General features: G+C 69.0%; 16 protein-coding genes and 1 pseudogene. 10 read left to right on the top strand and 7 right to left on the bottom strand.

What is annotated here, in order from left to right; genetic code table 11:
• Positions 1–24: 24 nt before the first annotated feature.
• Positions 25–402, bottom strand: a complete 378-nt coding sequence (rplL, locus tag Y590_RS19350) for a 50S ribosomal protein L7/L12 (RefSeq protein WP_056200058.1) — start codon at positions 400–402, stop codon at positions 25–27.
• Between the two features lie 57 nt (positions 403–459).
• A complete protein-coding gene (rplJ, locus tag Y590_RS19345; protein ID WP_003597538.1) occupies positions 460–978 on the bottom strand; it encodes a 50S ribosomal protein L10 in 519 nt (172 codons plus the stop codon).
• Between the two features lie 685 nt (positions 979–1,663).
• Here rplJ and Y590_RS27065 point away from each other — a divergent pair.
• Entirely contained in the window at positions 1,664–1,813 is a 150-nt protein-coding gene (locus Y590_RS27065; RefSeq protein WP_193763140.1) for a hypothetical protein, read from the top strand.
• 44 nt (positions 1,814–1,857) lie between these two features.
• Here Y590_RS27065 and Y590_RS19340 read toward each other — a convergent pair whose 3' ends face one another.
• Complete coding sequence (locus Y590_RS19340; protein ID WP_060771269.1) at positions 1,858–3,396, bottom strand: porin; 1,539 nt, start codon at positions 3,394–3,396, stop codon at positions 1,858–1,860.
• A gap of 754 nt (positions 3,397–4,150) precedes the next feature.
• Between Y590_RS19340 and Y590_RS19335 the strand changes: the two genes are divergently transcribed.
• Positions 4,151–5,794 carry a B12-binding domain-containing radical SAM protein gene (locus Y590_RS19335; RefSeq protein ID WP_060771268.1) on the top strand — a complete coding sequence of 548 codons (1,644 nt, stop codon included), beginning with the start codon at positions 4,151–4,153 and terminating at the stop codon, positions 5,792–5,794.
• A gap of 92 nt (positions 5,795–5,886) precedes the next feature.
• Here Y590_RS19335 and Y590_RS25965 read toward each other — a convergent pair.
• Positions 5,887–6,189 (bottom strand): annotated as a pseudogene (locus Y590_RS25965) (EAL domain-containing protein); the annotation flags it as partial.
• A gap of 205 nt (positions 6,190–6,394) precedes the next feature.
• The gene (locus Y590_RS19330) at positions 6,395–7,720 is read right to left on the bottom strand and encodes an OmpP1/FadL family transporter (protein WP_060771267.1); all 1,326 of its coding nucleotides are present in this window, start codon (positions 7,718–7,720) and stop codon (positions 6,395–6,397) included.
• Positions 7,721–7,974: 254 nt separating this feature from the next.
• Here Y590_RS19330 and Y590_RS19325 point away from each other — a divergent pair, with 254 nt between their 5' ends.
• Positions 7,975–8,859, top strand: a complete 885-nt coding sequence (locus Y590_RS19325; RefSeq protein WP_060771266.1) for a fumarylacetoacetate hydrolase family protein — start codon at positions 7,975–7,977, stop codon at positions 8,857–8,859.
• A gap of 285 nt (positions 8,860–9,144) precedes the next feature.
• On the opposite strand, the gene Y590_RS19320 is transcribed toward Y590_RS19325, so the two are convergent.
• Positions 9,145–9,531: a hypothetical protein gene (locus tag Y590_RS19320; protein WP_060771265.1), complete on the bottom strand. Its 387-nt coding sequence runs from the start codon at positions 9,529–9,531 to the stop codon at positions 9,145–9,147.
• Between the two features lie 194 nt (positions 9,532–9,725).
• Between Y590_RS19320 and bioB the strand changes: the two genes are divergently transcribed.
• From bioB to Y590_RS19285, 7 genes are all read left to right on the top strand, one after another.
• The gene (gene bioB / locus Y590_RS19315) at positions 9,726–10,748 is read left to right on the top strand and encodes a biotin synthase BioB (RefSeq protein ID WP_060771264.1); all 1,023 of its coding nucleotides are present in this window, start codon (positions 9,726–9,728) and stop codon (positions 10,746–10,748) included.
• A gap of 89 nt (positions 10,749–10,837) precedes the next feature.
• A complete protein-coding gene (gene aspS, locus Y590_RS19310; protein WP_060772372.1) occupies positions 10,838–12,652 on the top strand; it encodes an aspartate--tRNA ligase in 1,815 nt (604 codons plus the stop codon).
• 148 nt (positions 12,653–12,800) lie between these two features.
• The gene (locus tag Y590_RS19305; RefSeq protein ID WP_060771263.1) at positions 12,801–13,685 is read left to right on the top strand and encodes a glycosyltransferase family 2 protein; all 885 of its coding nucleotides are present in this window, start codon (positions 12,801–12,803) and stop codon (positions 13,683–13,685) included.
• Entirely contained in the window at positions 13,682–14,767 is a 1,086-nt protein-coding gene (locus tag Y590_RS19300) for an acyltransferase family protein (protein WP_060771262.1), read from the top strand. The genes Y590_RS19305 and Y590_RS19300 overlap by 4 nt, the downstream gene beginning before the upstream one ends.
• Before the next feature lie 156 nt (positions 14,768–14,923).
• Complete coding sequence (locus Y590_RS19295) at positions 14,924–15,145, top strand: ferredoxin (RefSeq protein WP_003597514.1); 222 nt, start codon at positions 14,924–14,926, stop codon at positions 15,143–15,145.
• Positions 15,142–16,404: an NAD(P)/FAD-dependent oxidoreductase gene (locus tag Y590_RS19290; RefSeq protein WP_060771261.1), complete on the top strand. Its 1,263-nt coding sequence runs from the start codon at positions 15,142–15,144 to the stop codon at positions 16,402–16,404. Before Y590_RS19295 ends, Y590_RS19290 begins: the two co-directional genes overlap by 4 nt.
• 4 nt (positions 16,405–16,408) lie before the next feature.
• Positions 16,409–17,647 (top strand): cytochrome P450, encoded by a 1,239-nt coding sequence (locus Y590_RS19285; protein WP_060771260.1) that lies wholly within the window; start codon positions 16,409–16,411, stop codon positions 17,645–17,647.
• Between the two features lie 159 nt (positions 17,648–17,806).
• Here Y590_RS19285 and rplA read toward each other — a convergent pair whose 3' ends face one another.
• Positions 17,807–18,505, bottom strand: coding sequence for a 50S ribosomal protein L1 (rplA, locus tag Y590_RS19280; protein WP_060771259.1), 699 nt, complete (start codon positions 18,503–18,505; stop codon positions 17,807–17,809).
• Positions 18,506–18,513: the final 8 nt, after the last annotated feature.

The following is an 18,513-nucleotide window of genomic DNA, read 5'->3' as shown; positions in this document are numbered from 1 at the left end:
GGCCGGTCCCGGCCCATCGGCGGCTTACTTGAGCTCGACCTTGGCGCCGGCCTTCTCGAGCTGGGCCTTGAGCTTCTCGGCCTCGTCCTTGGTCGCGCCTTCCTTGACGGGCTTGGGCGCGCCCTCGACGAGGTCCTTGGCTTCCTTGAGGCCGAGGCCGGTGATCGCGCGGACCTCCTTGATGACCTCGATCTTCTTGTCGCCGGCGCCGGCGAGAACGACCGTGAACTCGGTCTGCTCTTCGACGGCGGCAGCGCCAGCACCGGCGGCCGGGCCAGCGGCGACGGCGACGGCGGCGGCAGCCGAGACGCCCCACTTCTCTTCGAGGAGCTTGGCGAGCTCGGCGGCCTCGAGAACGGTCAGCGAGGAGAGGTCCTCGACGATCTTGGCGAGATCAGCCATGTGCGTGTTCCTTTGGTGTATCGGTTTGAACGGGTCGGTTTATGGGGGAGAAACGGCTCAGGCCGCCTCGTCCTTCTTGGCATAGGCCCCGAACACGCGGGCGAGCTTGGCCGCCGGCGCGTTGACGACCTGGGCGACCTTGGTCGCGGGAGCCTGGATGAGGCCCACGAGCTTGGCGCGCAGTTCGTCGAGGGACGGGAGCGAGGCGAGCGCCTTCACGCCGTCCGGGTTCAGGGCAGTCGTTCCCATGGCGCCGCCGAGAATCACGAGCTTGTCGTTCGTCTTGGCGAAGTCCACCGCAACCTTGGCGGCCGCAACCGGATCGCTGGAATAAGCGAGCAGGGTCGGGCCCTTCAGGAGGGGCTTGATGGAGGCGACGTCCGTGCCATCGAGAGCGATGCTGGCGAGCCGGTTCTTGGCGACCTTCACGGTGGCGCCGGCCTGCTTCATCTGCGAGCGCAGCTTCTGCATGTCGGCGACCGTGAGGCCTTTGTAGTGGGCCACGACGACGACGGCGTTCGCGTTGAACACGCCGTTGAGCGTCGAGACGAGATCAGCTTTAGCTGTCCGGTCCACTGTGCTCTCTCCGGTTGGCGGAACCTGAGACAGGCCCGCCGGTTGCACTTGCCGCCCGGAACGGATCTCGGCGTAGAAGCCGGAACCGTCGCGGACGACGTCTCACGGCCCTGTCCCTTTGAAGCGCCGCAGGGGCCCCTCGCGGGTGAGATTGGTTCAAACCGAGGTCTCCCGCCGGCGCCTGACGGCCCCGGAGGAAGACGTAGAGAAATTCGGTCTTCCCCGTCTGTGCAGGCTGTCGCCGATTAAGCCGGTCGCCCGGCGCCTGCAGTCTCGGACAGGACATAGCCGGAAACGGCGCTCGGAGCAGAAGCTCCAAGACCATCCCGGCCATCACCGTCCGGTTGCCCGAACGGCATCTCGAATGGAAACCGACCGATTGGCCGATCCCTTTCAATGGTTGAAATCGTGGAGCGCGGTCTATAGCGGCGTGCAAGCCGCCTGCCAAGTCCCGCAATGCGACTTTTCCGTCGCAGGCAAGGATGCAGACGAAGGATGCAGACGAGGCACGAGCGAGCGCGGGCGGGCATGGGCCCCGACCGGAGGCACGCCCCCGCCTTAACCGATCCTTGACTCTGCCCCCGCCGCGTCCGCCGCGGCGCGGAGCCCATGTGCGCCAGCGCATCCCGGCCCCAGCGCGGCGGCCTTACACCGCAGCGCACAAAAGCAGGGGATCTCGCGGGCGATGGCCTCGAAGGTGTTGTTGGCTCTGGTGGTGTTCGTGTTCCTCGTGGACGGCCACCTGCCCGGGATGCGCGAGCTGCGCAACCCGGACAGCGAGGGCGGGAAGGGCGCAAGCCGCGCTTCGCTGCTGTCGAAGCGGTCCGAGGCCTGAGCCTCGGACCGCCCGGGACGGCTCGCTCGAGCCCCGCTCCGGGATCAGTAGTTGATCTGGAGCTGTCCGCGGAACAGGTCGCCCTCGGCCCGGCCGACGCGGCTGCTGCTGGCCTCGCGGCGCTTCATGTTGGCGTAGGCCAGGGTGAGCTCCACCGACTTGATCGGCTGGAACTCGATGCCGAGCTCCAGTTCGTCGGTGTCGAGGCGCGGCGCGTTCGTCCCGACCTTCCAGCCGCCGTCGTAGGTCTGCCAGCGGATGTAGGGCATGAACGGGCCGACCGGCGAATGGTCGACCTTGTACATCGCCTGGACGTAGCCGCCCTGCAGCGCCTTGGTCTGCACGGCCCGGGTGACGGGATCCCATTCGGGGCCACGGCCCCAGTTCCACTCGCCCTGGAGGCCGAAGGGCTGCGGGTACAGGATCGCGTGCAGGCCGACGCGCTCGTCGTCGAAGGAGTTGCCCAAAGTGGTGGTGGTGCCGAAGGTCGTTTCAGGCCGGAAGCGGTTGCGGTAGGCCGAGCCGCCGACCTCCAGCACCTGCCCCTTGAACACCTCGCCGAGCCCGTCGAGTTCGAACGGCCAGGTCGCCATCACCACCGTCATCAGGTCGTTGTTGGCCTCGACCCGGTTGATGGTCTGGCCGTTGTAGATGCCGACGCCGAAAGCGCCGTAATTGCCGAACAGCTTCTGGCCGCCCTTGGCGAGCCGGTCCCAGATGCGCTGCACGTGCCAGGGCGTGTAGTAGTAGGTGATGCCGATGTCGCGCTCGCCCGGCACGGCGCTGTTGATCGCGTCGGAGCGGTCGAGCGTCAGGCGGTTCTGCGAGGATTGCAGGTTTTCCCAGCCATAGGGCACCTTCTGCTGGCCGAAGCGCAGGCGGGTGCGGCGCTCGTCGTCGAGGAAGACGTCGGCATAGGCGTCGCGCAGCTGGGTGAAGTGCTGGCGCGACTCGGTGCCGGCCTGGTTCCCGACGTTCACCGCGAAGTCGGGCTGGATGTAGAGGAACACCCGCTCGTGGATGTCGCCCTGGAGGATCAGGCGCACCCGGCGGAAGGTGAAGTTGTTGCGGTCGGTGATGCCGCTGTCGTGGACCGAGCGCAGGCGCGAGATGCCGGCCGGCGCGGTGTCGTCGCCGGACAGGAACTCGTTGCCGCGCAACTGCGTGTAGCCGCGCAGCGACAGGCGCTCGAACCAGGTCTTGGGCCGGCCCGCGTGGCGGGGATCATCCGCGAGCAGCTCGGGCGAGGGCGGCACCAGCGCGTCGTACCACGTCTCCGGCTCGTCGATGGCGAAGCGGTGCGGAACCGGGCCGGGCGCGGCCGGCTGCGCCACGGCGGATTCGATCGGCCGGCCGGCGGCGGGGAAGGTGCCAGCATCGGTGGTGCGGGCGTTCGCCGGCCGCGTGGCGACGGCCGCGCCGCGCCGGGGGCCCCTGCCCTGCGCCTCCGCCTGCGCCTTGATCATCGCCTTGAGCTCGTTGATCTGCCGCTGCAGCTCCGCGACGGTCTGAGCCTGAGCCTGCGCGCCCGGCAGCACCAGGGCACTCGATAAGAGCAGCGCGGCCAGAAGACGTCTTTTCATCTCTCGAACCCCTATGCCGCAATCCGGGCCGGCGCGATGACGGTCGCCGTGTTGTGCCGGAATGCGCGCAGCCTTCGGTGACACATCGTCAAGCGCGGCACGCGTCCCCGTCAGCCGAACAGGCCGTCCTCGCCCTGCACGCCCGGGAAGGCGTGGAAGCCGGCGAAGTCGTTAGTCGGCTCAATCGCTTAGCGATCCTGGCGGCGCGTCCCACAGCCATGCTTGGCCGATAGCACCGGACTGGAAGGATTAAAAGTAATTCTCGACAAAACGTGAGGATATATCAGACGCATTACTTATATTACGTCCGAATCCTCCGTATAATCCCTATATTTGCAAGTTTATTCTGTCATAAAAGTGACGTCATGTTGTGGTTTATTGTATCATTGCGCCACTGCGATTGACCAGCCTTTTCGATGACCGTTTACCAGGACAGATTGCGTGAGCGCCGCACGATCGCGGCGGCGAGAGGCGGCATCGTCACGGGCAAGGGTCGGCGGGCACGGACCCCACGGGATCGAGCGGCCTTCCGCATGCACCCGCTGCATGCCGCCGCCGGAGCCGCTTCATGGCCCGGCTGCGTCCTGAAGGCCGCATCGTCCGGATCTCGTCACCGGGAGGCGGGGCCGGCGCGGCGGACACGCGCCCGTCCTGCGGCCGGGCCTCCTATCGGGGGCCGAAAGCACGGGCCGACATGCATCGTGTCGCGTCAAAGAGGGGACGCCAACGCGGCGGGCTGTGCTAGATAGGCATCATGCGTTGTTCTCTTCCCATCTCCTCCCGTCGGCGCATCCTGTGCGTCTTCCCCGCCTACACGCCGTCCTTCGGGACGTTCTCCCACGCCTACCCGCTGATGGGCGGCGTGAAGGCGTTCATGCCGCCCCAGGGGCTCCTGCTGATCGCGGCCTACATGCCCGAGACCTGGGAATGCCGCTTCGTTGACGAGAACATCCGGCCCGCCTCGGCCAAGGACTTTGCCTGGGCCGATGCCGTGTTCGTCTCGGGCATGCATATCCAGGAGGGCCAGATCCACGATATTGGCCGGCGGGCGCATGCCGCCGGCAAGGTCGCGGCGCTCGGCGGACCCTCGGTGTCGGGCGCCCCGGAGAAGTACCCGGACTTCGACTATCTGCATGTCGGCGAGATCGGCGACGCCACCGACCGCCTCATCGCGATCCTCGACCGCGACCTGTCGCGGCCGGCGGCGCAGGTCGTGCTCGACACCACGGAGCGGCTGGCCCTGTCCGACTTCCCGGCCCCGGCCTACGAGGCCGCGCCGCTCAAGCGCTATCTGATCGGCTCGCTCCAGTTCTCCTCGGGCTGCCCCTATCGCTGCGAGTTCTGCGACATCCCGCAGCTCTACGGCCGCCAGCCGCGGTTGAAGAGCCCGGAGCAGATGTGCGCCGAACTCGACGCGATCATCAGCCAGCCGGGCCACCCGGCGGTGGTCTACTTCGTCGACGACAACTTCATCGCCAACCGCAAGGCGACCCGCGAGATGCTGCCGCATCTCGTGGAATGGCAGAAGAAGAACAACTACCCGCTCCAGTTCGCCTGCGAGGCGACGCTGAACATGGCCAAGCAGCCCGAGATCCTCGAGCTGATGCGGCAGGCCAACTTCATGACGGTGTTCGTCGGCATCGAGACGCCGGAGGCCGACGCGCTCAAGGGCATCGACAAGACCCACAACGCCGCCGTCCCGATGTACGAGGCGATCGAGACGCTCAACAGCTACGGGCTGGAGGTGACCTCGGGCATCATCCTCGGCCTCGACTCGGATTCAGACAAGTCCGAGCAGAACCTGATCGACTTCATCGACAAGTCCGCGATCCCGGTGCTGACGATCAACCTACTCCAGGCACTGCCCAAGACGCCGCTCTGGGACCGGCTGCAACGCGAGGGCCGGCTCCTGCACGATGCGAGCCTGGAATCGAACGTGCTGTTCAAGCGCCCGCACGACACGGTGGTGAGTTCCTGGCGCCGGGCCATCGCCCATGCCTACGCCCCCGAGCACCTGTTCGAGCGCTTCAAGCACCAGTGCGACGTGACCTACGGCAACCGCATCGTCACCCCGACGAAGGGCAAGCTCACGGTCACCAACCTGCGCCGGGGCCTGATCCTCGGCTTCAACATCATCACGCGGGTGGGGCTGTTCTCCGATTACCGCCGGCCGTTCTGGCGGGCGGCGGGCCACGCGCTGAAGCGCGGGCAGATCGAAGCGGTGTTCAACATGGGCTTCGTCGCCCATCACCTGATCCGCTTCACCCGTGAGGCGCTGCGCGGCGAGCACAACGCTTCCTTCTACGCCGCCAAGGCGGCGGAAGCGGAGGCGCAGCGCGAACGGAGCTGGTGGGAGAACGCCCGCCGCCGCTTGGCGCCGGAGCGGGAAGCGGCCTGAGCGTTTCCGGGGCCTTCCGGCAGGGGGCCCTCGTCCTCGCCTCCCGAGGCAAAGCCCCGATCGAATGGGCGGACCGCGTGTCCGCCCATCCGTCACGCGCAGGCCCGGGCGGCCTCGTCCGAGAACAAGGCCCGCAGCCACGCCCGTTCCCGATCCGAGCGGCCGGTCTCCGACAGGCTCGTCATCGGAGCGGGCCGGGCGAACAGGTAGCCCTGCCTCTGGTCGCAGCCGAGCTCGCGCAGAACCGCGAGCGGCTCTTGCGTCTCCACACCTTCGACCGTGACCCTGAGGCCGAGATCGTGCCCGAGAGGGGTGAGCGCGCGCACGATCGTCGGGGCGTCCGCGCGCTGCCCGAGGCGGCGCAGGAAGGACCGATCGACCTTGATCGTGTCGAACGGGAGGCGGCTCCCGCAGAGCCGGTCCGGCTCGCCTCTGAGAGCATCGTGCTGGAAATCAAATCCAGGACGATGCTCTAGCCTCTTGTTTTCGCATCATTTTTTCGAAAGCCGGAGGCCACCTTTCGGGACGATGCTCTAGAATCGGAACGCCCCGCGCCAGTCTGGCGTGGGGCGTGTCGTGGCCGATCAGGCGCTCAGGCGATCAGAACTTGCGCACCAGCGGGGTCGGGGCGACGGCAGCGGGGGCATCCCACTGGTAGCGGAACCCGACCGAGACGACGTCGGCGCTGATGTCGGTCGAGGCCGCGAGCGGGATGTTGCCGATGTTGTAGTCGCGGCCGGGGCCCGCCAGGAGAAGGCCGCGGTCGAAGAAGGCGTGGGCGTAGCTGGCCGTCAGCAGCACCGTGTCGCTCCAGCGATAGCTGCCGCCGATCGAGACGACGTAGCGGTCGCTGTCGGGCAGGCGCGCCGAGCGGTTCGAGAAGTCGATCGGCCCGTTGTCGTAGCCGAAGCCGGCCCGCAGGGTCAGGTTCGGCGACCAGTCGTACTCGGCACCGATCGAGTAGAAGAACGAGTCCTTGAAGTTGAGCGGCAGGTGGTTGACCGTCACGCCCAGCGCCCGCGAGACGATGCCGACGTCGCCGAGCCTCGACCAGTTGTCCCACTCGAAGCCGAGATTGATCCGGGTGACCGGGTTGATCGCCTGGGTCAGGCCGACGCTGACCTTCTCGGGCGTATTGAGGTTGGCCCGCACCTGCCCCAGGGCGATGGCCTGCCGCGGGTCGGGGAAGCCGATCGAGCCCTCGATGTCGTGGTGGACCGAGGAGCGGTAGCCGACGCCGATCGCCGTGCCGGCGGCGGGGGTGACCAGGACACCGGCGGTGAAGCCCACGCCCCAGGACTCGCCCTTGACGAAGCCCGACGGGTAGAGGCCCGGGAAGGTGCCGGACACCGGCACGGCCGCGCGCAGGGTCAGGCGGAAATACTCGATGCTCGGGCCGGCGGCGACGGACAGCCAGTCGTTGACCTTGAAGCCGACCACCGGGTTGAAGGCCAGCGAGAAGATCCGCGAGGAGCGGGAATAGACCGAGCCGGCCCAATCCTGGCGCGGCTTGGTGACGAGGCCGTAGGGCGCGCCGGTCTGGATGCCGACCCAGAGACGGTCGGTGAGCTGGTAGGAGGTGGCGCCCGAGGGCACCACGGCGCCCTGCCCGACCTCGCCGGAGGCGCCGAAGGGCAGCAGGCCCGGCGCGGTCCCCACCGTCGGCGTGATCTCCCCCGACAGGTTGATGAAGCTCAGGCTCTGCTCGCTGGCAAAGCCCGGCCGCATCGTCACCGTCGCCGGGTTCCAGAAGATCGACGAGACGCCCGCCCCGCCCGACGCCGCACCCGCGAAGGCGAGGCCCAACCCCTGTGCACTCTGCTCGCGCAGGCCGAAGGCACCGGCCTGCGCTCCGCCCGCGCCCGTCATCGAAACCGCCGCGACGGCTCCCGCGAGCCCGAGCGCGCGGATCGTCCCCCCTGTCATTGCTCTTCTCCGAAGCGGTTTCTTAGCGACCCAAGTCCCGTCCGTGATGGAAGAGGATCGCGCGCATTCGGTCCAGAGGGGAGAAAACCGAAAACTGAGTTATATATCAATTGATGAATTTATGTCACGGAACCAGGGGCATCCCCGTGCCCGTGCGTTGAATGCGGCGGCACGGTGCCGCTTGCACCCCGGATCGGTCGCGGCCATGCTCTCGCACCCCTGGGAGAGCCTCGAGCAAGACGGAGACGCCGACGATGAAGTTGATCCGGCACGGCGCGAGCGGTGACGAGAAGCCGGGTCTCGTGGACGCGAAGGGAGGCTTGCGCGACCTGTCGGGAACCCTGCGCGATATTGCCGGACCGGGCCTCTCACGGGAATCGCTCGACCGGCTCGCGCGGATCGACCCCGAAAGCCTGCCGCTGCTGCCGCCCGGCACCCGCCTCGGCCCCTGCGTCGGCGGCACCCGCAACTTCGTGGCGATCGGCCTGAACTACGCCGACCACGCTGCCGAGACCGGGGCCGCGATCCCGGCCGAGCCCATCATCTTCAACAAGGCGCCCTCCTGCATCGTCGGCCCCAACGACACGGTGATCCTGCCCAAAGCCTCGGCCAAGACCGATTGGGAGGTGGAACTCGCCGTGGTGATCGGCGTCCGCGCCTCCTATGTCCACGCCAACGAGGCGCTGCGCTACGTGGCGGGCGTGTGCATCTGCAACGACCTGTCCGAGCGCGAATTCCAGATGGAGCGCGGCGGCACCTGGACCAAGGGCAAGGGCTGCCCGACCTTCGGCCCGCTCGGCCCCTGGCTCGTCACCCTCGACGAGATCCCGGACCTGAAGAACCTCTCGATGAGCCTCGATCTCAACGGCCGGCGGATGCAGACGGGCTCGACCGCGACGATGATCTTCGACGTGGCGCAGATCGTCGCCTACGTCTCGCACTTCATGATGCTGGAGCCCGGCGACGTCATCACCACCGGCACCCCGCCGGGCGTCGGCCTCGGCATGAAGCCGCCGCGCTACCTCAGGAGCGACGACGAGATGGTGCTGCGCATCGACGGCCTCGGCGAGCAGCGCCAGCGCGTCGTGGCCTTCGACGACTGGACCGCCAAGGTCGCCGCCGGTGAACCGACGAACTGACGCACGGCACAGGCTTCTCCAACGGGGCCCGACGAGGCTTGCTCCCGGCAGAAGGCTCGGTCGTCTTCCTCGGCGGCCCCGGCCTGCCCGTCGCCTCCGCCGCGGATCCGTTGCGCCGTACGGGCTTTGAGGCGGATGGGGCCTTCTTCGCGCAGCCCGGATGCGGCGGGCCGGGGTGCCGTTCTGAGTGCCTCTCAACAAAACTCCGCTGCGCCGCCGTGCCCAGAGGGGGCCGATGGGTGATCGGGAGTTTTGTGAGGCACTTTGACACCCTCCGCGGACCGGTCACCGGCGCAACGGGGCCATCGCGCGGTTTTGCTCCAAGAGGATGCGGCCGATCAGGCCGTCGCAGTTCAGGGTCCGTCCGGCGCACGCGGCCGACATCTGAATCTTCACCTGCCCGCCCTCCTGCACGACCCTTCGGCAGATATAGGCGTCCGGTTGATCGCCGCGGGACTCGAAGAGCGTCCAGATGATAAAGTGCTTCGGGTCCTCGATCTCGATGACCGAGCCGTTGTCCCGCAGCACCTGGGCGCCCGGCTCTGCTTTGAGGGCCGCTACCATGGCACGGAATGGCAGCACGGCGCGCTCGCAGAGCGACTCGGCCTGCGCCGCCCACGGGCAGAGCAGCGCGAGTGCCGTTGCGAGGATCAGACGATCGGCCGGGAACATCAGAGGACTCGCTTAAAGCCTGCGTTTCTTCGATGATGCTGCTTGTGGATGCAATAGCGGTCAAGCTTACGCGGCGATCGACGCCCATGCCTGCTGAAAACAGGGCAGAGCGCTACGCTTGCCGGGCGCTTCGCGACCGGGCTCTCCCGCGGCAAGGCTTGATTTTTCCCCCGCCTTCGCTCTCAAAGAGGCGCATGAGCGACACCGTAGTCTCCCTCACCGCCTCCTCGGCCTCCTCGGCTTCCGCCGCCATCCGGCATGATTGGACGCTCGCCGAGATCCAGGCGATCCACGACATGCCGCTGCTCGATCTCGTGCATCGGGCGGGCGTCGTGCACCGGGCGCACAACGACCCCGCCGACATCCAGCGGGCGGCGCTTCTGTCGATCAAGACCGGCGGCTGCCCCGAGGATTGCGCCTATTGCCCGCAATCGGCCCATCACAAGGGCGCGAACCTGCCCCGCGAGCGGCTGATGCCGGTGGACGCCGTGCTGAAGGAGGCCGCCGCGGCCAAGGCCAACGGGGCGCACCGCTTCTGCATGGGCGCGGCGTGGCGCAAGCCCAAGGATGGGCCGGACTTCGACGCGGTGCTGGAGATGGTGCGCGGCGTGCGCGGGCTCGGCATGGAGGCCTGTGTCACGCTCGGCATGCTGACCCAAGCCCAAGCCCAGCGCCTCGCGGAGGCGGGGCTCACCTCCTACAACCACAACCTCGACACCGGCCCGGAATTCTACGGCGACATCATCTCGACCCGCACCTACGACGACCGGCTCCAGACCCTGGAGCATGTCCGGCAGGCCGGCATCGGCGTCTGCTGCGGCGGCATCGTCGGGATGGGCGAGCAGGTGCGCGACCGGGCCGAGATGCTGCTCGTGCTCGCCAACCACGCCCCGCACCCGGAAAGCGTGCCGATCAACGCGCTCGTCGCCGTCGAGGGCACGCCGCTGGAAGACCGGCCGCCGATCGATCCGCTCGACCTCGTGCGGATGTGCGCCACCGCCCGCATCGTCATGCCCAAGGCCCGCGTGCGCCTCAGCGCCGGCCGCAAGAGCCTGACCCGCGAGGCGCAGATCCTGTGCTTCCTCGCCGGGGCCAACTCGATCTTCTACGGCGAGCGCCTGCTCACCACCGCCAACAACGAGGCGGATGCCGACGCCGAGCTGCTGCGCGACATCGGCGTGCCGGTGCCCGAGGTGACGCTGGCCGCCGCGGAGTAGGGGCACGGCAAGGGGCACGGCAAGCCGGCCCTCACCTTGACTTGAAACGCCTCCCGTGAATGGTGCCGGCTCATTCTCAAGAGCCCGCCATGCACCGTTACCGTACCCATACCTGCGGGGCGATCCGCCCGTCCGATGTCGGGCAGACCGTCCGCCTGTCCGGCTGGTGCCACCGCATCCGCGACCATGGCGGCGTGCTCTTCATCGACCTGCGCGACCATTACGGCCTGACGCAGTGCGTGATCGATTCCGACTCGAAGGCCTTCAAGGCCGCCGAGACCGCCCGCTCCGAGTGGGTGATCCGCATCGACGGCCGCGTGCGCACCCGGCCCGCCGGCACCGAGAACCCGGAACTGCCGACCGGCGCGGTCGAGGTCTACATCGATGACCTCGAAGTGCTCGGGCCGGCGGGCGAGCTGCCGCTGCCCGTCTTCGGCGACCAGGAATACCCGGAAGAGACCCGGCTCAAGTACCGCTTCCTCGATCTGCGCCGGGAGAAGCTGCACGCCAACATCATGAAGCGCGGCGCGATCGTGGATTCGCTCCGCCGCCGCATGCGCGAGGGCGGTTTCTTCGAGTTCCAGACGCCGATCCTGACCGCCTCCTCGCCGGAGGGCGCGCGCGACTACCTCGTGCCGTCCCGCGTCCATCCGGGCAAGTTCTACGCGCTGCCGCAGGCGCCGCAGCAGTTCAAGCAGCTCACGATGATCGCGGGCTTCGACCGCTACTTCCAGATCGCCCCCTGCTTCCGCGACGAGGACGCCCGCGCCGACCGTTCGCCGGGCGAGTTCTATCAGCTCGACATCGAGATGAGCTTCGTCACGCAGGAGGACGTGTTCCAGGCGGTGGAGCCGGTGCTGCGCGGCGTGTTCGAGGAGTTCGCCGGCGGCAAGCGCGTGACGGGGGAATTCCCGCGCATCACCTACGCCGACGCGATGCTCAAATACGGCGTCGACAAGCCGGACCTGCGCAACCCGCTGATCATCGCCGACGTCACCGACGAATTCGCCGACGACGCGGTGGAGTTCAAGGCGTTCAAGGGCGTCATCAAGTCGGGCGGCGTGGTGCGCGCCATCCCCGCCACCGGCGCCGCTGGTCAGCCGCGCTCGTTCTTCGACAAGCTGAACGACTGGGCCCGCTCGGAAGGCGCGCCGGGGCTCGGCTACATCGTGTTCGAGGAAGAGGGCGGGGCGCTCACCGGCAAGGGACCGATCGCCAAGTTCATCCCCGCCGCGATCCAGGCACGGATCGCCGAGAAGGCCGGGGCCAAGGCGGGCGACGCCGTGTTCTTCGCCGCCGGCACCGAGGCGAAGGCGGCCGCGCTCGCGGGCAAGGCGCGCATCCGCATCGGCGACGAGCTGAAGCTCTCCGACACGGACCAGTTCGCCTTCTGCTGGGTCGTCGATTTCCCGATGTACGAGTGGAACGAAGAAGACAAGAAGATCGACTTCTCCCACAACCCGTTCTCGATGCCGAACTACGATCGCGACGCATTCCTCGCCTTAGGCGAGGAAGACTCCCAAGAAATCCTTGGGATCAAGGCGTTCCAGTACGACATCGTCTGCAACGGCATCGAGCTGTCCTCGGGCGCGATCCGGAACCATCGCCCCGACGTGATGGAGAAGGCCTTTGCCATCGCCGGCTACGGCAAGGACGTGCTGGAGGAGAAGTTCGGCGGCATGCTGAACGCCCTGCGCCTCGGCGCCCCGCCGCACGGCGGCATCGCGCCGGGTGTCGACCGCATCGTCATGCTGCTGTGCGAGGAGCCGAACATCCGCGAGGTCGTGCTGTTCCCGATGAACCAGCGCGCCGAAGACCTGATGATGGGCGCGCCCGCCGAGGCGACGGCCAAGCAGCTGCGCGAGCTGCACATCCGGCTCAACCTGCCCGAGAAGAAGGCGTAGCGCCTAAACCCTCTCCCGCCGCGGGGGAGGGTGCCTGCGGAGCAGGCGGGTGAGGGCCCGGTTCCGCTTTGTCGGAAGCGGCGCTCCCCTCGCCCGCCCCCTTCGGGGCCACCCGCCACCGAAGGGGAGGGAAGCCGCGCAGGACCTGATGCCGCCCCATCCCACTCCCCTCACCGCCATCGTCGTCAGCCACGACAGCGCGGATGCCCTGCCCGCCTGCCTCGCGGCGCTCGCGCGCGAAAGCATCCCGGCGATCGTGGTCGACAATGCCAGCCGCGACGGCTCGGTGGCGATGGCGCGGGCCGACGGCGCGCGGGTGATCGCCCATCCCCGCAACGAGGGCTACGGGCGGGCCAACAACATCGGCGTGCGCGCCGCCGAGGGGGCCCGGCACGTTCTCATCCTCAATCCCGATCTCGTGCTGCAACCGGGCGCCGCCGCCGCCCTGCTGGCCGCGGCGCAGGCCTGGTCTGACGCCGGCCTCCTGGCGCCGCGCATCCATGAGCCGGACGGGCGCTTCTTCTACCAGCCGCGCTCGCTGCTCGCGCCCTACCTCACCAATCCGAAGGGCCGGCGTGATCTCCCCGAGGGCGACGCCTGCGCGCCGTTCCTGTCGGGCGCCTGCCTGATGATCGAGCGGGCCTTCTTCCTCGACCTCGGCGGCTTTGATGAGAACATCTTCCTGTTCTACGAGGACGACGACCTCTGCCGCCGGGTGGCCGATGCGGGGCGCGCCCTGATCCACGTCCACGGCGCGGTGGCGCTGCACGGGCGAGGGCGCTCCTCGGCCCCGGCGCCGGGCCGGGTTTTTCGTACGCGCTGGCATCAGGCGTGGTCGCGGGCCTACGTCTCGCGGAAATACGGCCTGCCCGATCCGAGCCCCGGAATGCTGGCGACGAACGCGCCGAAGGCGGCGCTCTCCGCCCTCGCCTTCCGGCGCTCGGGGCTGGAACGCTACGGCGGCTCGGCGGCCGGCGCGCTCGCCGCCCTGCGCGGGCAGAGTGCGCTGACCCGCGAAGGATTGGCACCGTGAGCGGCGTCCTGTCCGGCCCCACCATCGCGGAGGCACTGGCGCGCCCGCACAACGCCTTCTCGGGTCTGCGCCTGGCACTGGCCCTGATGGTGGTGGTCAGCCACGCCTTCAGCGTCGTCTCCGGCCACGCACTCGACGAGCCGTTGGCCCGCGCCACCGGCTTTTCGCTGGGCGAGCACGCGGTGAACGGCTTCTTCGCCGTCTCGGGCTTCCTCGTCACCATGAGCTACGATCGGCGCGGCTGGCGCGACTACGTCGTCGCCCGGAGCTTGCGCATTCTGCCGGGCCTCGTCGCCGCGACCCTGGCGGTCTCGCTGCTGCTCGGCGGCGCCCTCACCCGGCTGCCGCTCACCGAGTACTACGCCTCACCGGAACTGTGGCGCTTCGTGCGCGGCACGCTCCTGTCCTTCAAGAGCAACGCCAGCCTGCCCGGCCTCTTCGAGGCCAACCCCTTCCGCAGCCCGCTCGGCACGGTCTGGACCCTGAAATACGAGACGATCTGCTACGCCGGCGTCCTCGCCATCGGGCTTTTCGGGCTCCTGCGGCGGCGCTGGGCCGTGCCGGCGCTCACTGCGGCCCTGGCCCTGTCGCTGGCGGTGCTCGAAGTGGTCCGGCCCGAGATGTCCAAGGGCACCGAGACGGCCCTGCGCCTGCCGCTGATCTTCGCCGCCGGGGCCTGCCTCTACCTCTGGCGCGATTCCTTTCGCCTCACGCCCTGGCCGCTGCTCGTCCTGGCCGCGGGCCTCCTGTTGCAGGGCTACGCCCCCGCCCGGACGCTGCTCTTCCTCGGCGAGAGCTACGCGGCGATCTGGCTCGCCTTCCTGCCCCCGCTCGCCCGCCCCGCCCTCGATCCGCCGGCCGACCTCTCCTACGGGGTCTATCTCTACGGCTGGCCGATCCAGCAGAGCCTGCACGCGCTCTGGCCCACGGCCTCCGCCCTGGCCCTGCTGACGCCGGCCCTCCTGCTCGCCGGGCTCGTCGCCGCCGCCTCCTGGTACGCGGTCGAGAAGCCGGCCCTGCGCCTCAAGGCGCGGGCACTCGGGCGGCGCACGCTGGGGACCATTGAGCCTGCGGGTCCGTGAAACGAAATTGATCTTCTCGCGCCTCCGATGCGTTTGAGATGCTCGAGGCGTGTCGTCACGCCGTCGTGGTGGGGTGCCCTGCGCACCCTAGCTACGGAGCCGGGTCCATATCCTCGGGCCCATTCCTCCCCCCGAAAGCCCGGATCGCCGCCCACCATGAAGGTCGTCGTGGATCTCAACCGCTGCCAAGCCTACGCGCAGTGCATCTACGCGGCGCCGGGGCACTTCGCCCTGCATGGCAGGGAGGCGCTGGTCTACGACCCCTCCCCGGACGAGACCGCACGGGGCGAGATCGAGCGGGCCATCCACGCCTGCCCGGTGCGGGCGATCACCGCCTACCCCGATGCCGCCGACGCGGCGGCCGGAGAGGCGCGGTGACGACACGCCCTGAACGCATCGTCATCGTCGGCGCCTCGCTGGCGGGGCATGCTGCCGCCCATGCCCTGCGTGAGCGGGGCTATGCCGGAAGCCTGACCCTGGTCGGCGCCGAGCGTCATCGACCCTATGACCGGCCGCCGCTCTCCAAGCAGGTGCTGCGCGGGCTCTACTCCGCCGACACCACCCTGCCCTGTCATCCCGACCTCAACGCGGAGTTCCGCCTCGGCCGCCCGGCGACCCGGCTCGACCTGACCGGGCGCGCCGTCGAATGCGAAGACGGCAGCCGCCTGCCCTACGATCGGCTGCTGATCGCCACGGGAACCCGGGCGCGGCCCTGGCCGAACCCGGAGGAAGCGGGCCTCGCCGGTGTCTTCACCCTGCGCGACCGCGACGACGCCGAGCGGCTCGGCGCGCATCTGCGGACCAAGCCGCAACGCGTCGTCCTCGTCGGCGGCGGCTTCATCGGCTTCGAGGTGGCCTCGACCTGCCGCGATCTCGACATCCCGGTCACCCTGCTGGTGCGCGATGCCGTGCCGCTGGCTGCAGCGCTCGGCCCCCGCCTCGGCGGCCTGATCGGCGAGGTCGCCCGCGAGAGGGGTGTCGATCTGCGCCTCGAATCCGAGATCGAGCGGATGGAGGGGCAAGCGGGCCGCCTCGCGGCCGTGACCCTGAAGGACGGCGCGCGGATCGAGACCGATTGCCTCGTGGCCGCCATCGGCACGCTGCGCAACGTCGAATGGCTCGACGGCTCGGGGCTGGAAGCCGACGCGGGGGGCCTGCGCTGCGACGCCTTCTGCCGCGCCCTGCTCCATGACGGCCGCGTCGCCGAGGGCGTGTTCGCCGCGGGCGACGTGGCGCGCTGGCCGAACCCGTACGACGACGACGCCTTGGTGGCGGTCGAGCACTGGGGCAACGCCCGGGCGCAAGCCGAGACCGCCGCCGCCAACATGCTGGCGGGCGATGCATCGGCGATGCGCCGCCACGACCACCTGCCGGATTTCTGGTCGCAGCAATTCGGCCTGACGATCAAGCTCGTCGGCCTGACCGAGGGCGCCGACGCCCTCGCCGTGGTGCACGGCTCGCTCGAGGAGCGGCGCCTCGTGGCCGCCTTCGGCAAGGCGGGCCGCACCGTCGCCGCCGCCGCCATCGACAGCGCCCGCTGGCTGCCCGCCTACAAGGCCGCGATCCGCGAGCGCGCGCCCTTCCCGCCGATCGAGGACGCCGTCGATCAGCCCCGCATCCGTGTGCAGGAGCCATAGTCCCGTGAGCGGAAGCACGCTGTTCGAACAGATCCTCGATCCCGCCAACCGGGCGAACCCCTACCCGCTCTACGCCGAGCTGCGAAAGGCCCCCGTCGCGCGGCAGGCGGACGGCACCTACGTCGTCAGCACCCATGCCGAACTGGCGCGGCTGATCTCCGATCCCCGCATCAGCTCGGACGACCTGCCCGACCCGCAGAAATTCCGCTGGACGGGGCACCCCGTCACCGACCTGCTGGTGCGGCCGGTGCGGGCCGAGATCCGCAAGCGGCATCGCCCCTTCATCTTCCGCGACCCGCCCGACCACGACCGTCTGCGGGGCCAAGTGATGCGCTGCTTCACCCCCGAGCGGGTGCGCGGCATGCGCGCGAAGACACAAGCGATCACCGACGACCTGATCGGCAAGATGCAGGGCAAGTCCCGCATCGACCTCGTCGACGACTTCTCCTATCCGCTCCCCGTCACCGTGATCTGCGAGCTGCTCGGCGTGCCTCCCGAGGACGAGGCGCAGTTCCACGGCTGGGCGACGCAGCTCGCCACGGCACTCGAGCCCAACCAGCGCGGCGACGAGGAGAATCAGGCCAAGAACGAGGTCTGCTTCAACGAGATCGCCGACTACCTCCAGGGGCTGATCAAGGAGAAGCGCAAGGACCGCCAAGAGGACATCCTCTCCGACCTCGCCAACGAGAAGGAGGGGATGAACGATTTCGACCTGATCGCCACCGCCGTGCTGCTCCTGGTGGCGGGCCACGAGACCACGGTGAACCTGATCACCAACGGCATGCTGACGCTGCTGCGCTTCCCCGAGCATCTCGAGCGCCTGCGCGCCGAGCCGGAGACCGCGCCGCGCCTGATCGAGGAGTTGCTGCGCTACGAGCCGCCGGTCCATTACCGCACCCGGCTGGCGCTCACCGACATTCCGGTGGCCGGAATCACGATCCCGAAGGATGCGCCGGTGATTTTCCTGCTCGCCGCCGCCAACCGCGACCCGATCCGCTTTCCCGACCCCGACCGCTTCGATCCCGACCGGCCCGACAACCGCCATCTCGGCTTCGGCGGCGGCCTGCACTACTGCGTCGGCGCCCCGCTCGCGCGGATCGAGGCGGAGGTGGCCCTGGTCAGCCTCGTGCGGCGCCTGAAGGGCGTGTCCCTGACCGAGGACCCGCCGCCCTACCGGCCCGGCGCCTCGCTGCGGGGGCCGCGGCACCTGAGGCTGGCGTTGGAGGGGGTGGCGGGGGAGTGATCTTCCACCCGAGTGCCGCTGGGATCCCCTCTCCCCGCGCGCGGAGAGGGGGGTGCGCACGCGACGGACGGGTCATCGAAAAAAACGCCGCAGCCAAAAGAAAAGCGCCCGACCTTTCGGCCGGGCGCTCCTCCAAACAACGTCCCCGCGGACGATCGCTTACGCGGTCAGAACCGTGGACGGCTCGACCTTCACACCCGGGCCCATCGTCGAGGTGACGGCGATGCGCTGGATGTAGGTGCCCTTGGCGCCCGTGGGCTTCGCCTTGGCGACCGCGTCGGCGAAGGCCTTGATGTTCTCGACGAGCTTCTGCTCATCGAAGGACACCTTGCCGATGCCGGCGTGGATGATGCCGGCCTTCTCGACGCGGAACTCGACCGCGCCGCCCTTGGCGGCGGCAACGGCGCCCTTCACGTCCATGGTGACGGTGCCGACCTTCGGGTTCGGCATCAGGCCGCGCGGGCCCAGCACCTTACCGAGACGGCCGACGAGCGGCATCAGGTCCGGGGTCGCGATGCAGCGATCGAACTCGATCTTGCCGCCCTGGACGATCTCGAGGAGATCCTCGGCGCCGACGATATCGGCACCCGCTGCGCGGGCGTCGTCCGCCTTGGCGCCGCGGGCGAAGACCGCCACGCGGACCGTCCGGCCGGAGCCGTTCGGCAGGTTGCAGACGCCGCGGACCATCTGGTCGGCGTGGCGCGGATCGACGCCGAGATTCATCGAGATCTCGACGGTCTCGTCGAACTTGGCCGAAGCCTTCGACTTCACCAGCTTGATCGCCTCGTCGATGGCGTAGAGCTTCATCGGCTCCAGACCCTCGCGGGCGGCGCGGATGCGCTTTCCTTCGCGTGCCATATCGCCCT

This window comes from Methylobacterium sp. AMS5 (assembly GCF_001542815.1).
In the GTDB taxonomy this organism is placed as follows: Bacteria; Pseudomonadota; Alphaproteobacteria; order Rhizobiales; family Beijerinckiaceae; genus Methylobacterium.
The sequence above is the reverse complement of the archived record's forward strand: the minus strand, read 5'-3'. Positions and strand labels throughout refer to the sequence as shown.